The sequence below is a fragment of the Rhodococcus sp. DMF-1 genome (assembly GCF_021441945.1).
Lineage (GTDB): Bacteria > Actinomycetota > Actinomycetes > Mycobacteriales > Mycobacteriaceae > Rhodococcus > Rhodococcus ruber.
On the sequence record NZ_CP090442.1, the window covers coordinates 2955504 to 2968856 of the forward strand.

Consider the following 13353-nt stretch of genomic DNA (forward strand, 5'->3'; position numbering starts at 1 on the left):
GAAGGAGCACGAATGGGCCACCACATCGAGCTGAGCCGTTCCGTCGACGCCCCACCCGACCGGGTGTGGCGGGTGCTCACCTCCGTCGACTCGGCCCCGCAGGTCCTGAGCGGGGTGGACAGTGTCGAACGGCTCGCGGGCGTCGGCTACGAGGTCGGCACCCGCTGGCGCGAGACACGCAGGATGTTCGGCAGGGCGGCAACCGAGGAGATGACGGTGACGGCCGTGGAGCCGGGGCGGCACACGGTCGTCGAGGCCGAATCCGGCGGGGTGCGCTACCGCACCGAATTCGACGTGGCCCCGGATCGGGCCGGCACGATGCTGACCGTGCGGTTCTCCGCGGACGACGGACGTCCCGGCCGGATCCGGCGGGTGCTGACGGCGCTCCTCGCCCCGCTGGGCGTGCGGGCGACGCGCACGGCGCTGCAGCGGGACCTCGACGACATCGCGGCCGCGGCCCGGGCCGGGATCTGAGCGCCGTGTCGCTGTACTCGCGCTACCGCGCCACCGGCGCCGACCTGCCCTTCGGCGACCCCCTGACGGCCCACGACGTCGCGATGGAGGGGTACTTCTGGCGATTCACCCAACCCGGAACCGGACGGGTGGTGATCGCGCTGTGCGGCGTCAACCGCGCCGGCGACGGGTCGTGGGCGACGCTCGGCCTGGCGGCGCACCCGGGCGGGTTCCTGCGGACGACGGCGCATCCGGACGGATTCGCCGACCCCCTGCGGCTCGGCGCCTCGGCGGGCACGGCGTTCCGCGGGGAACCCGACCGGCTGCGCGTGGACCTCGGCGACGACGCACGCCTCGACGTGCGAGTGACGGCGCCCCGGCCGTGGCCGCGTCGCCGATTCGGCGGCTCCAGCGTCTTCCACGCGGTTCCCGCCCTCAACCAGTACTGGCACCCGTGGCTGCTCGACGGGCGGGCCGAGGGCGATGCCGTGCTCGGCGGCGAGACGTGGAACCTCGACGGCGCGCAGGTGTACGCGGAGAAGAACTGGGGCAGGGGCGGTTTCCCGGAGTCGTGGTGGTGGGGCCAGGCACACGGCTTCGCGGACTCCGCCGCGTGCGTCGCCTTCGCCGGTGGGCAGGTCCACGCCGGTCCCCTGCGGACCGAGGTGACGGCCGTGGTGGTCGCCCTGCCGGACGGGCCCGTGATCCGGCTCGGCAACCCGGTGGTCTCGCCGGTGCGGGCCCACGTCACCGACGAGCGGTGGTCGCTGTTCGGGCGCGGGCCGCGGTGGACCGTCGAGATCGAGGGGACCGCCCCGCTGGGCGACGCGCACGTGCTGCCGGTCCCGCTGCCGCTCGAACGCCGCAACGTGCCCGGCTCCCTCGAGCACCTGGCGGGCTCGTTGAGCGTGACGGTCCGAGACCGCGGCACCCCGGTGTGGGCGGACGAGTCCCCCCTCGCGGCACTCGAACACGGCGGTCTGGCGCGCGCACGGGCCGAACTGGACCGTCGCGCTGCGCCGGCGGACGCCACGGACGGCCCGCCACTGCGCAGCCGATGACCGGCGGCCCCGGATCCGCGCACTTTCCGGCCACACGCGAATGAAATCGTATGCTCGGATGGATATTTCGTGCGCGTATCAGCCCAGCGCCCGACGCATCGCTCCGAGCGGGTCGGAGTACAGCGAACTCAGGGACACCACGCTCGCGGCGTGCGCCTGTACCCGGTCGCCGAATCCGGTGACGCGGACGTCGGCGCCCGACGTCGACCCGAGCGCGCGCGCGACGTGCGGCGCCGCCGCCGGGTACGCGGTGAACGCCTGGCCGCCGAGGATCACCCGGTCCGGATTGAACAGGTCGCGCAGCATCGCGACGGACCGCCCCAGCACCTGCGCGCGCTCCGCGAGGATCTCGTGCGCCTCGCGAGAGCCGTTGCGGGCCAGCGCGTACAGCGCGGCGACGGACGTGGCACGCGCGTCGAGCAACCCGGCGGCGCGGGCCCGGGCCAGCACCGCCCGGTCGGCGACGGTGGCCTCGAGGCAGCCGCGGGCACCGCAGGCGCACGGCACGGACGATCCGGTGGGCAGGTGCGAGACCGAACCCGGGCCACCGCGCGGCGTGTGCACCCGGCCGTCGAATGCGATTGCGATACCCACGGTTTCACGGGCATAGAAGTACAGGGTGGCGCCCTCGACGTCGGCGGTGTCGCGGTCGGGGGTGAGCAGCAGCTCCGACGCGGCCATCGCCTCGACGTGCGCGGCGACGGAAACCGGCAGGCCCAGACCCCGGCTCACCACCGCGCCGACGGGCGCATCCGCCCAGCCGAGCCGCGGGTGGTCCACGGTTCCGGTGGCCGAGTCGACGCGCCCGCCGAGCGCGACGCCCGCCCACAGCGGCATGCGCCGATGCCAGCGCGCCGCGAAGGCCCTCGCACTGCCGGTGATCGTCCCGAGCGCCGCCTCCTGGCCGCCGCGCGGAGTGGGGATCTCCACCCCGCCGATCACGCGCCCGCGCAGATCGCTCGCGACGATACCGGTGACGGCCGCCCCGACGTGGATCCCGACGGTCAGGTAGCGCTCGTGGTCGGTCTCGAACGGCACCCGGGGCCGGCCCACGGCGCCGGACTCGATCAGCTCCGGCCGCTCCCGCAGCAGTCCCGCGGCGAGCATCGCGGAGACCTGTCGGTTGACGGTGGCGATGCTCGCGCCCGTCGCCGCTGCCGCCTGGTCGCGGCAGATCGGCCCGCGCGCCGCGGCGGTCCGGAACACGGCCGCGGCGGTGCCGTCGGCGATCTTCAGTTCGGGCGGCACGATCTGCACGCGCGCCGTCGGCTGCACGCGGGCGGCGGCGCCGCGGGACCGGGCACCGGTCTTCGGACGGACGACATTGGGGTACAAGACATTCGATGTGGTTGCTGCAGACACTGCGGCTCTTCCTCGGGGACGGGTTCGAGGACCCGGGGCGTGACGGGGAGGCGCCGATCCGCTCGACCGTGGCGATCCGCCGGGTGACGGCGGGCGACGAAGCGGGGCGCGAGGTGCGGTGTCAGCGACAACACAGGTCGCGCGCCAGCGGCAGCCGCGAGCCCAGCGCGGCGGTCACATAGGTGACCCGCGGAGCACGGAGACGGCGAGCTGACATACCCGCAACCTAGCCGCCGCGCGCCGCCGTGTCCACTCCGCCCGGCGACGCGCAGGCAACCATCCCGATCAGGGTGACGAAAACCCTTACGCCGGAACATCACCGGTGATGAGGTCGACGGTACCGATATCCGATCCACGAAAGGTCCTTCATGTCTGTCGATTTCGATACCCGCACCGCACCCGCTCGCGACGTGACCGTGGTCCGCCTGGGCGGGCACGTCGGTGCCCGCATCGACGGAGTCCGGCTCGGCGGCGACCTCGACGGGCGCACCGTCGAAGCGATCCGTCGCGCGCTGGCCGAGCACAAGGTGATCTTCTTCCGGGACCAGCACCACCTCGACGACGCGTCGCAGTACGCGTTCGCCGAGTTGCTCGGCACACCGACCACCGCGCACCCGACGGTGACGTCGCGCGGGGCGCACGTGCTGCCCATCGACTCCGACTACGGCACAGCGAACAGCTGGCACACCGACGTCTCGTTCGTCGACCGCATCCCGAAGGCGTCGATCCTGCGCGCGGTGGAACTGCCCCCCTACGGTGGTTCGACCACGTGGGCCTCCGGCGTGGCGGCCTACGAGGGCCTGCCCGGACCGCTGAAGACACTGGCCGAGAACCTGTGGGCCACCCACACCAACGTGTACGACTACGCCGCCGAGAGCGCCGAGCACCTCCGCGACGGCGCCGACGAGCGGGTCGCCGAGTACCGCGCCGAGTTCCGGTCCGAATACTTCGCGACCGAGCATCCCGTGGTGCGCGTGCACCCCGAGACCGGGGAGCGGTCGCTGCTGCTCGGCCACTTCGTCGAGGGCTTCGTCGGGTTGAGCGGCCGGCAGTCGCAGGCGCTGTTCCGGCTGCTGCAGGACCACCAGACGCGGCTCGAGTACACCACCCGCTGGCACTGGGCCGCCGGCGACGTCGCGATCTGGGACAACCGGGCCACCCAGCACTACGCCGTCGCCGACTACGACGGCCGGCATCGTCGGCTGCACCGCATCACCCTCGCCGGCGACGTCCCGGTGAGCGTCCACGGCGAGACGAGCCGGTCCGTCGCCGGCGACGCGGGCGCCTACTCGATCATCGAGACGCCCCGGCCGCTCGCGTCGTAGCGGGTGCCGCGGTCGCGCGGACCCCCGCGCGACCGCACCCGGGGCACCCTAGGATCGCTCGCATGACGATTTCTCCCGATTCCCCCGTCGCCGTCGTCACCGGTGCCTCCTCCGGCATCGGCGAGGCCACCGCCCGCACCCTCGCAGCCCAGGGCTTCCACGTCGTCGTCGGCGCTCGCCGCGTCGACCGGATCGAGAAGCTCGCGGACGAGATCGGGGGCACGGCCCTCGAGCTGGACGTCACGGACGAGGACTCGGTGACCGCCTTCACGACGGTGCTCCCCCGGGTGGACGTCCTGGTCAACAACGCGGGCGGCGCCAAGGGCATGGCCCCGGTCGCCGAGGCCGACCTCGACGACTGGCGCTGGATGTGGGAGACCAACGTCCTCGGCACACTGCGGATGACGAAGGCCCTGCTGCCCAAGCTCGTCGACTCCGGCGACGGCCTGATCGTCACGATCACGTCGGTGGCGGCGTTCCACGCCTACGACAACGGCGCGGGCTACACCTCCGCCAAGCACGCCCAGGCGGTGCTGCACCGGACGCTGCGCGGTGAGCTGCTCGGCAAGCCGGTGCGCCTGACCGAGATCGCGCCGGGCGCGGTGGAGACCGAGTTCTCCCTCGTGCGGTTCGAGGGCGACGCCGAGCGCGCCGCCAAGGTGTACGAGGGGATTACCCCGCTGGTGGCCGAGGACATCGCGGAGATCGTCGGGTTCGTCGCGTCGCGCCCGTCGCACGTGAACCTGGATCAGATCATCGTGCAGCCGCGCGACCAGGCCAGCCCCATGCGCTTCCACCGCACCGCCGAGTAGGGCCGGTGGAGATTCCGGGGGACGCCGGGCAGCGCCGCCTCTCCCCGGGGCCGCTGCTCGACGGACGGGGCCGTCTCGCCGAGGCCGGATGGGCCGGGTCCGAGGTCCGCACGTACGACCGTTCCCGGATCGCGGCGCCGCGGTGGCGGATCAAGGAGTGGGACTACTACTGCGTGCTCGCCGACGGCGACGACGGGCCGTTCGGTCTTGCGTTGACCGTCGCCGACAACGGCTACCTGGGCCTGCTCGGCGTGAGCTGGCTGGACCTGACCGGCCGCACGGAGACCACCGAGAACCTGATGGTCCCGTTTCCGCTGGGACGGCTGCGGTTGCCGGCCTCCGCGGACGCGGGCGAGGTGGTGGTCGACCGGCGCGGCATCCGCCTGGAGTTCCGGCACGAGCACGACGCCCGGCGCCTGATCGTCCGGCATCCCGGATTCGCGGGCGGACGGGGTCTGTCGGGCGAGGTGGTGCTCACCCCGCCCGGCGACGAGCGGATGGTCGTCGCGCTGCCGTTCCCCGGCGATGAGCGGGCGTTCTACTACAACCAGAAGTTCCCCGGCCTTCCCGCTGCCGGAACCGTCACGCTCGCCGGTCGCGAGCACACCTTCGACCCCGCGTCGGCGTCGGCGGTGTTCGACTGGGGCCGCGGCGTGTGGACCTACGACAACACCTGGTTCTGGGCGTCCGCATCGGGACGGCACGAGGGGCGTCCCTTCGGGTTCACCGTCGGTGACGGCTTCGGCGACACCACCGCGGGCAGCGAGAACATGGTCCTGGTCGACGGCGTGGCGCACAAGCTGGACCGGGTGCAGTTCCACCTTCCGCACGGCACCTTCGACGGCGCTCCGTGGCGGTTCTCGAGCAACGACGGCCGGTTCGAGATGAGCTTCGAGCCGATCCTCGATCGCGCCGCCGACGTGAACGCCCTCGTCCTGCGCTCGACGCAGCATCAGGTCTTCGGCCGGTTCACCGGCCACGTCACGCTCGACGACGGCACCCGGCTCGAGGTGCGCGAGCTTCTCGGGTTCGCTGAGAAGGTGCGCAACCGCTGGTAGTGCGCCTCTCCTACAGCGCCGACATCGACTGCCAGGTGGGCCAGTCGATCGCCCAGTCGTACAGGTCGCCGTCCGCGGCGGACAGCTCGATCGACGTTCCGGACACCTCGACCGGGTCGCCGTACATCGCCGTCGCGAAATACGCCTGGGCGTCCCCGAGCGAGAGGTTGATGCAGCCGTTGGTGACGTTGGTGGCGCCCTGCTGGCCGAGGGTCGCGGGATTGGCATGGATGAATTCGCCGTTGTCGGAAATCCGCACCGCCATCAGGAAGTCCTCGTGCTTCTCGGTGACCACGTGGACGCCGATGAGCAGTCGTTGTAGGTCAGCCGGGTCGGGGCGGTGTCGTTGCGGACGGCCGACAGCAGATGGCGTTCGGTCAGGTCGAGCGCCGTGAGGGGTGCCGGTCAGGGGTGGGCGGGCAAGGGTGGCAGCGGCCGCTGGGTGGGGAGCGGCTCGGCCGGGGTCCACGCATCGAACGGCACCGCGAGGGTGACCGGACCGGCCTCGGCGAAGGTGAATGTCACCGGATGGGTCAAGCCCGGCCGGATCGACTCGGCGGGCATCTGCGCGCGAACGGTCAGCGGCTCGTCCGGGGCCGTGGGCTTGTCGAACTGCTCGACGGGTTGACCCGCGGACAGGGACGTGCCGGGCCGGATCTGCCGGGCCTGGACGGGACCGTCGAGGGTCAGCGAGGCCGCCGGGGAGTCGATCGACACCAGCCGCTCGGTGTCGAGGGAATTGTTGACCACGGTGAACGAGAGCCGGACCTGGCCGTAACGCGCCCGGGCGGACTCGGTGGGTTCGGCGTGGAAATACACGTTGAGCAGGTGCAGTGCGCCGAGCCGGGCATCGTTGCCGTTGACCGCGGCCTGTTGGGTGGCGGTCTGGGAGATCTGCCCGGCCCCGCACCCGACGGTCGACCCCACGGCTGCGGCGATCGTCAGCGCCAGCCCGGCGCGCCGGAGCCGCCGAGGGACCGACACGATCATCGACACAGCATTCACCTTTCTCGTTCGTGGTCTCGAACACCGGGCATACCCCGCTCGTCGGTGTTGTCCTCGCCGGGGTCGGTCTCGATCGGGACACGATGCTGTGGTGCCGGGCGTTCCCCAGGCACGAGCCGAGCGCCGGTGACCGGGCCGCCGCCCGGGCTGGAACCGTTGGACGAACCGGTACCACGGGCCGCTGTACGGCGTGTATCCGATCTCGCCGTCGCGTCGGGGCGCACCGAGATGCGGTGCCCCGTCGGGGAGATACGCCAGGCCGATCGAGTCGATCAGGCCGCCTTCGATGAAGGACAGGCATCCGCCCTCGACCGGGCGGATCTGCCAGATCCGGTACATCCCGATCCGCTGGTCGGTCCACGACTGCGGGCACTGGCGGGCTTCGGCCGCCAGGGCGTTCCTCGAGACCGCGAACGCCACCCGTGAGGGGACCGACAGCGCCACGAGCACGACGGTGAGCACCACCAGGACCGGTGCGACGGCACTGGCACGCAGCGCCCGGTACCGGAACCAGCCGAGCAGACCGAGTCCCGCCCACACCACGCCCAGGATCACCAGTGCCGACGAGGCGAGGGCGAAATAGGGAAAGAACACCACCGGCGGCATGAACGCCCACAGGACGACCCCGCACACCAGGGCGACGAGCACCGCGGTGAGGACGGACAACACGGTCCACCACGATGCCGGGTGCGCCCTGTCGCTCATCGAGTCACTGTCGCACAACCTCACCGAGCTAACCATCGGACCGTGATGTCAACTAGCGGGCAGCAATCAGGGGAGTAGATCGAAGTACTGAGGCCGAGCCTTCATCGCATGGATGAGAAGCTCGTTGCCGCTGTCGAAGCGCAGAACGACCAGTTCCAGGAGGCGGCCTTTCAGGTCGAAACCGAGTCGGAATTCTCGCGCGGGGTGGTCGTCATCCAGGTCGGCTGCATAGACGTAATTCTGGGCTGCGTAGATGCTGTCGGTTTCGTCGATTCCGTGCTCGAGGGCGGATTTGTGCGCCTTCACGCGACCCGAGTCCAGGCGCGGATCGCCTGCCGAATCGCCTCGGACCTGGATACATGCTCTTGTTCTGCACGCGCGTTCAATGCTCTCAACAACGCTTCGTCCATGCGGACCGGAACCACTGTTCCAGGGCCCTCTCCGATCGTCGGGCGACCACGCTTACGCAGGGCGGCGACGTCGTAGCCTGCCTCGGCTTCGTCTGCCCACTCCTCGATCATCTCGTCGGTGACGGGGATTCCGTTGATCATCTCGTCAGCCACAGACAATAGTGTAATACGAAATACAGTGGTGGCCAGGTTTCGATCTCGAACTTTCGTGCGACCAGCAGAACAGGGGTTGCCTCGAGGAGGTGGTCGACGACAGCCCCGGCCGCACCTACGCCGCCACCGGGCTCCGCGGCGCCCACGCCGCATTCGAGCGGCCCGGTCTGCAGCTGGCGTTTGCCGCCGAACCTGCACTACATGGTCGGCGTGGACGTGACCCGAGCCCCGAGCCCTGAGCAGGTCATCGCCCGGATCCGGGCTCGCGTCGCCGGCCCGGCACACACCGCGGCGCTGACCACCTGTTCTCCGGCGTCACCTACCGCGGACTGGCCCATCTGTCGTGCTGCGCCCTTACCGAGGACGCCGTGATCCTCATCGGCACCCACGGTGTCGACCACCCGGTCGACCTGGGAGTATGGGTGGTCTTACACGGCGCCGCCGCTGCGGCACGCCGGAGCCCGCATCCTCGACCTCGTCGCGGTCAGATCACGCAGCCCACGGTCACCGGCTCCGGCTCGAGCCGCACCCCGAACGCGTCCTGCACGCCGTCGCGCACCTCCCGGGCGAGGGCCACCAGATCGGCGGTGGTCGCGGCTCCCCGGTTGGTGAGTGCGAGGGTGTGCTTGGTGGACAGCCGCACCGGTGCGTCGGCCCCGGGGAAGCCCTTGCCGAACCCGGCTCGCTCGATCAGCCATCCCGCGGAGAGCTTGGTGCCGCCGTCCGCGGGGAATCGCGGGATCCGCACGTCGGGCCCGACGCGTTCCTCGACGACCGCGAGCACCCGGGACAGCTTGTCGTCGGAGAGCACCGGGTTGGTGAAGAACGATCCGGCGCTCCAGGTGTCGAGGTCGCCCGGATCGAGCACCATGCCCTTGCCGCGGCGCAGCGTCAGCACCTGCTCACGCACCTCCGCCGCCGGGCGCCGCTCCCCCTCCTCGGCGTGCAGCGCCGACGCCAGTTCCCGGTAGCCGAGCGGTGCGCTCGCCCCGTCCGGCCGCACGGCGAGGTCCACCTCGAGCACCAGCGCGTCGTCGGAATGTTTGAGGACGCTGGTGCGGTAGCCGAGCCCGAGTTCCCCGGGGCCGACCCACCGGACGTCGCCGCTGGTGCGGTCGAGCAGCCGTACGGCGCGCAGGACCGATCCGACCTCCACCCCGTAGGCGCCGACATTCTGCACCGGGGTCGCGCCGGTGGAGCCGGGGATCCCCGACAGGCACTCGAGTCCCCCGAGACCGGACTTCACGGTGAGGGCGACGACGTCGTCCCACACCGCGCCCGCCTCGGCGCGGACGGTGTCCTCCCCCGGTTCGATCCCGGTGGTCGCGATGCGCACCACCACGCCGTCGAATCCGGCGTCGCCGATCACGAGATTGGAGCCACCCGCCAGGACCAGGGTGGGGACGCGGGCCGCGTCGAGCAGGCGGACGACGTCGACGAGGGTGTCGGTGGTGGTGCACTCGGCGAGCCACCGCGCCGGACCGCCCAGCCGCAGCGTGGTCAGCGTCGACAGCGGCACGTGCTCGGACACAGCGGCGCCCGCCTCGACGAGTTGGGCCCCAATACGCGGATCAGACACCCGCAAACGGTAGCGTGCCGACCATGGGCAGCCGCATCGACCATTACTCGCACTACGCGTTCCCCGTCGCCACGGTGCACGCGGCGCTCGTCGACGAGAACTACTGGCGGACCCGGCTGGCGGAGATCGGCGGCCCGGGCGCGACCCTCGAGGACGTGCGCATCGGCGACGGGACGATCGACCTGCACATGACGCAGTCCATCCCGGCCGAGCACCTGCCGAGCTTCGTCACCAACTTCCATCCCGGCGACCTGGTCATCCATCGGCACGAGTCGTGGCAGCCGCTGAGCGGGGACCGCGCGACGGGCAGCTTCTCCGCGCACGTGGACGGGCTGCCCGGCAAGGTGGACGGCACGTCCACGATGGCCCCGGACGGCTCGGGCACCATCGTGGAGATCGACGGCACCGCCGAGGTGCGGATCCCCTTCCTCGGCGGCAAGATCGAGGGCATCATCGTCGAGCAGATCGTCGAACTGTTCGACGTCGAGCGCACGTTCACAGCGCAGTGGCTGTCCGAACCGCACTGACGGCTGTCCGAACCACACTGACCGCTGTCCGAACCACACCGACCGCTGTCCGAACCACACCGACGGCTGTCCGAACCACACTGACGTGCCGTTGCGGAGCCGTGACGATTTCCGTGGTTCGGTAACGAACCGGTAACCTCGGCTGTCATGGCACGGCGAATCGACTACTCCGCCCGCTATCCGTACAGCCCGGAGCAGGTGTACGAGGCGCTCTCGGACCGCACGCACTGGGAGGCGCGCATCGTGGAGATGCGCAAGTACTCCGAGAACCATCTCGCCGAGTTCGAGGTGTCGGACGACGGTATCGACCTGGTCCTGCACCACGTCCTGCCCCGCACGGAACTGCCCGAGATCGCCCGGACGGTGATGAAGAAGGACATGGTCATCACCCGCAAGGAGACCTACACCCCCCTCGGCGACACGATCACCGGCAGCTACCAGGCCTCGGTCCCCGCCGGGCCCGGCAGCCTCACCGGCACGATGGAACTGTTCGCCTCGGACGGGGGCAGCACCCTGCGCACCACGTCGGAGGCCAAGGTCTTCCTGCCGTTCATCGGCGGCAAACTCGAGCAGCTCATGCTCGTCAACCTCGTCGACCTGTTCCGCACCGAGGCGGAGATCACCGCCGACTGGCTCGCGCGCCGGTTCGGGTAGTTCCCCCCGTGCGCGTACCGCGCCCGGAAGGTGTCGTCACCCGCGGCACCACGGGCATCAATCGCCTGCGCCGCAGCGACCGGTGGCTGATGCACCATCCCGACGTCGCCCGCGTCCTGCACTCGCGGGACGATGCGCTCGTCGTCGACCTCGGTTACGGCGCGATGCCGGTGACCACCCTCGAACTGGCCGCGCGGCTGCGCACGGTGCGCCGCCGGCTGCGGGTGGTGGGTCTCGAGATCGATCCCGGGCGGGTGGTGCCGGCCCGCGACGGCGTGGAGTTCGCCCGCGGGGGCTTCGAGCTGGCCGGGCTCCGGCCGGTGCTGATCCGCGCATTCAACGTGTTGCGTCAGTACCCGGAGGAGGCGGTGGCGCCGGCGTGGGCTCGGCTGCGGGCCGGGCTCGCACCGGGCGGGCTGCTGCTCGACGGCACGTGCGACGAACTGGGCCGGCGGTGCGCATGGGTGCTGCTCGACGAGCACGGCCCGCGCACGCTCACCCTCGCGTGGAGCCCGTTCCATTCGGCCACACCGTCGGACCTGGCCGAGCGGCTGCCGAAGGCGCTGATCCACCGCAATGTGCCGGGGGAACGGATCCACGAGCTGCTGCAGGTGGCGGATCGGGCCTGGGCGGCGGCGGCCCCGCACGCGGCGTTCGGGCCGCGCGTGCGCTGGCGCGCGACCCTGGACCTGTTGCGCGCCCAGGGGGTGCCGGCGGCGCCGCAACGCCGTCGCCTGCGGGACTGTGTGCTGACCGTGCCGTGGGACTTCGTCGCCCCCGCGCAGACTCAGCCGGCCGCGAGCAGCGCGAGCTCGATGCGGTCGGCGACGGCCGCGGGCTGATCGACGACCGCGGCGTGCAGCTGCGCCGAGGTGACCCGTCCGATGGCGATGGCGTCGCCGACGAGCTCGTCGAGCACCTCCTGGGAGACTCCGCCCGCCGCCAGGTCGACGGCGGTCCGCGCGGGGGTCGTGATGCGGAAGCACCCCACCTGCTCGCAGTCCTGCTCGCGCAGCTGCCGGTGGTGCAGGGCGAGCCGGTTGCTCGGCACCGTCCGCTGGTCGGCCGTCGACAGGTGCAGGAAGCGGGGTTGCAGGTGGCCCATGCCGTGCAGGTCCGCCGCGCTCTGGTGGGAGACCACCGCGGCGCCCTCGTACCAGGCGCACCACTGCGCGAATTCGTCGAACTTCGTGTGCGGGCTGTCACCGAGCCGGAACAGATCCGTCTGGATCCGGACCCAGTGCCCGGCCGCGATCCGGCCGACGAAGTCGATCGTGGCGATGCCGTGGGCCACGGCCTGCCGCGTGGTGAAGAAGCCCGCCTGGGCGAGCGCGGTGTGTCGCAGGGCCTCGTCCGGATCCACCCGGCCGGAGGCGTCGTGTTCAGGTTCCGTCCAGCCCGTCATGCCGCCACAGTACCGAACAACTGTGGTACACCTCACACTTTCCGGTCCCGGCGGCGCATCTTCACAGACCTTCCTCAGAGTTCTTCGGGAGAATCCGGAACCATGACGAACCGGAAGCGTGTCCCCTTCGCCACCATCGGCATCGTCCTCGCCGTCGCGCTGGTCGCGGTGCTCGTCGGCGCCGAGGTGTACGTCCGCAACCGTGCCACCAACTGCCTCGCGCAGTCGTTCGAGAGCGAACTCGGCACGAACGTCGACGTGGATCTCGGGTGGAAACCGGTGCTGCTCTCGCTCGTGGACAAGCAGGTCTCGTCCGTCACGCTCGACAGCGACGACACGGCGTTCGGCCCCGCTCAGGAGATGCAGGTGCACGCCGTGGTCCGCGACGTGGACCTGCGGGAGAGCGCCGCCGGGGCCGGCACCATCGGCAGCTCGAGCGCGGAGGTCATGTGGCCGTCGTCGGGCATTCTCGCGACGGTGCAGACGCTGCCCCTCGGCTCGCTGATCACCGACGTCACCCCGGACGCGGCCGCCGGCACCCTCCGCTTCACCGTGGGCGGCGCCGGGCTGGCGGAACTGACCGTGCGCCCGGAGGCCCGGAACGGGACGATCGCGATCGAGACGGTGGATGCGTCGCTGTTCGGCATCGGGTTGCCGACAGCGCTGGTCGACGGCATCGTGCAGATCCTCACCGAGAGCCTGCAGCAGTACCCGCTGGACATGCAGGCGACGTCCGTGTCGGTCACCGACTCCGGCATCGCGGTGACGCTCGAGGGCGGCGCCTACACGATGCCCGAGCCGCCGGCCGGCCAGCAGTCGCAGAACCAGCTCGACTGCTGAGGCC

Annotated in this window: 16 protein-coding genes; 9 read left to right on the forward strand and 7 right to left on the reverse strand. The window is 71.3% G+C overall.

The window, feature by feature from the left end; translation table 11 throughout:
* Positions 1-12: 12 nt before the first annotated feature.
* Positions 13-474: an SRPBCC family protein gene (locus LZP97_RS13425; protein ID WP_040270885.1), complete on the forward strand. Its 462-nt coding sequence runs from the start codon at positions 13-15 to the stop codon at positions 472-474.
* A 5-nt stretch (positions 475-479) separates the two neighbouring features.
* Positions 480-1514, forward strand: a complete 1035-nt coding sequence (locus tag LZP97_RS13430) for a tocopherol cyclase family protein (protein WP_040270882.1) — start codon at positions 480-482, stop codon at positions 1512-1514.
* A 78-nt stretch (positions 1515-1592) separates the two neighbouring features.
* On the opposite strand, the gene LZP97_RS13435 is transcribed toward LZP97_RS13430, so the two are convergent.
* Positions 1593-2849, reverse strand: a complete 1257-nt coding sequence (locus LZP97_RS13435) for an ROK family protein (protein ID WP_040270879.1) — start codon at positions 2847-2849, stop codon at positions 1593-1595.
* A gap of 395 nt (positions 2850-3244) precedes the next feature.
* Between LZP97_RS13435 and LZP97_RS13440 the strand changes: the two genes are divergently transcribed.
* The 3 genes from LZP97_RS13440 to LZP97_RS13450 all read left to right on the forward strand — a co-directional run bounded on the left by LZP97_RS13440 (position 3245) and on the right by LZP97_RS13450 (position 6071).
* Positions 3245-4201, forward strand: coding sequence for a TauD/TfdA dioxygenase family protein (locus tag LZP97_RS13440; RefSeq protein WP_040270874.1), 957 nt, complete (start codon positions 3245-3247; stop codon positions 4199-4201).
* 62 nt (positions 4202-4263) lie between these two features.
* Positions 4264-5013 carry an SDR family NAD(P)-dependent oxidoreductase gene (locus LZP97_RS13445; protein WP_040270871.1) on the forward strand — a complete coding sequence of 250 codons (750 nt, stop codon included), beginning with the start codon at positions 4264-4266 and terminating at the stop codon, positions 5011-5013.
* A gap of 5 nt (positions 5014-5018) precedes the next feature.
* Positions 5019-6071, forward strand: a complete 1053-nt coding sequence (locus LZP97_RS13450; protein WP_040270869.1) for a DUF2804 domain-containing protein — start codon at positions 5019-5021, stop codon at positions 6069-6071.
* Positions 6072-6081: 10 nt separating this feature from the next.
* Here LZP97_RS13450 and LZP97_RS27390 read toward each other — a convergent pair whose 3' ends face one another.
* The 5 genes from LZP97_RS27390 to LZP97_RS13475 form a co-directional block, all read right to left on the reverse strand.
* Positions 6082-6540 carry a L,D-transpeptidase gene (locus tag LZP97_RS27390; RefSeq protein WP_326491655.1) on the reverse strand — a complete coding sequence of 153 codons (459 nt, stop codon included), beginning with the start codon at positions 6538-6540 and terminating at the stop codon, positions 6082-6084.
* Positions 6477-7781: a hypothetical protein gene (locus LZP97_RS13460; RefSeq protein WP_234574680.1), complete on the reverse strand. Its 1305-nt coding sequence runs from the start codon at positions 7779-7781 to the stop codon at positions 6477-6479. Before LZP97_RS13460 ends, LZP97_RS27390 begins: the two co-directional genes overlap by 64 nt.
* A gap of 66 nt (positions 7782-7847) precedes the next feature.
* Positions 7848-8087: a hypothetical protein gene (locus tag LZP97_RS13465; protein WP_040270865.1), complete on the reverse strand. Its 240-nt coding sequence runs from the start codon at positions 8085-8087 to the stop codon at positions 7848-7850.
* Positions 8084-8344, reverse strand: a complete 261-nt coding sequence (locus LZP97_RS13470; protein ID WP_040270938.1) for a ribbon-helix-helix domain-containing protein — start codon at positions 8342-8344, stop codon at positions 8084-8086. Before LZP97_RS13470 ends, LZP97_RS13465 begins: the two co-directional genes overlap by 4 nt.
* A gap of 484 nt (positions 8345-8828) precedes the next feature.
* Positions 8829-9875 (reverse strand): UDP-N-acetylmuramate dehydrogenase, encoded by a 1047-nt coding sequence (locus LZP97_RS13475; RefSeq protein WP_040270863.1) that lies wholly within the window; start codon positions 9873-9875, stop codon positions 8829-8831.
* Positions 9876-9946: 71 nt separating this feature from the next.
* On the opposite strand from LZP97_RS13475, the gene LZP97_RS13480 reads away from it, so the two are divergent.
* The 3 genes from LZP97_RS13480 (at position 9947) to LZP97_RS13490 (ending at position 11946) form a co-directional block, all read left to right on the forward strand.
* Positions 9947-10450: a DUF2505 domain-containing protein gene (locus LZP97_RS13480; RefSeq protein WP_010592119.1), complete on the forward strand. Its 504-nt coding sequence runs from the start codon at positions 9947-9949 to the stop codon at positions 10448-10450.
* Between the two features lie 147 nt (positions 10451-10597).
* The gene (locus LZP97_RS13485) at positions 10598-11104 is read left to right on the forward strand and encodes a DUF2505 domain-containing protein (protein ID WP_003937518.1); all 507 of its coding nucleotides are present in this window, start codon (positions 10598-10600) and stop codon (positions 11102-11104) included.
* Between the two features lie 8 nt (positions 11105-11112).
* Entirely contained in the window at positions 11113-11946 is an 834-nt protein-coding gene (locus tag LZP97_RS13490) for a hypothetical protein (RefSeq protein ID WP_040270860.1), read from the forward strand.
* On the opposite strand, the gene LZP97_RS13495 is transcribed toward LZP97_RS13490, so the two are convergent.
* Complete coding sequence (locus LZP97_RS13495) at positions 11892-12509, reverse strand: type IV toxin-antitoxin system AbiEi family antitoxin domain-containing protein (protein WP_010592121.1); 618 nt, start codon at positions 12507-12509, stop codon at positions 11892-11894. The two genes, LZP97_RS13490 and LZP97_RS13495, sit on opposite strands and share 55 nt — an antisense overlap.
* A gap of 102 nt (positions 12510-12611) precedes the next feature.
* Between LZP97_RS13495 and LZP97_RS13500 the strand changes: the two genes are divergently transcribed.
* Positions 12612-13349 (forward strand): LmeA family phospholipid-binding protein, encoded by a 738-nt coding sequence (locus LZP97_RS13500; RefSeq protein ID WP_040270859.1) that lies wholly within the window; start codon positions 12612-12614, stop codon positions 13347-13349.
* Positions 13350-13353: the final 4 nt, after the last annotated feature.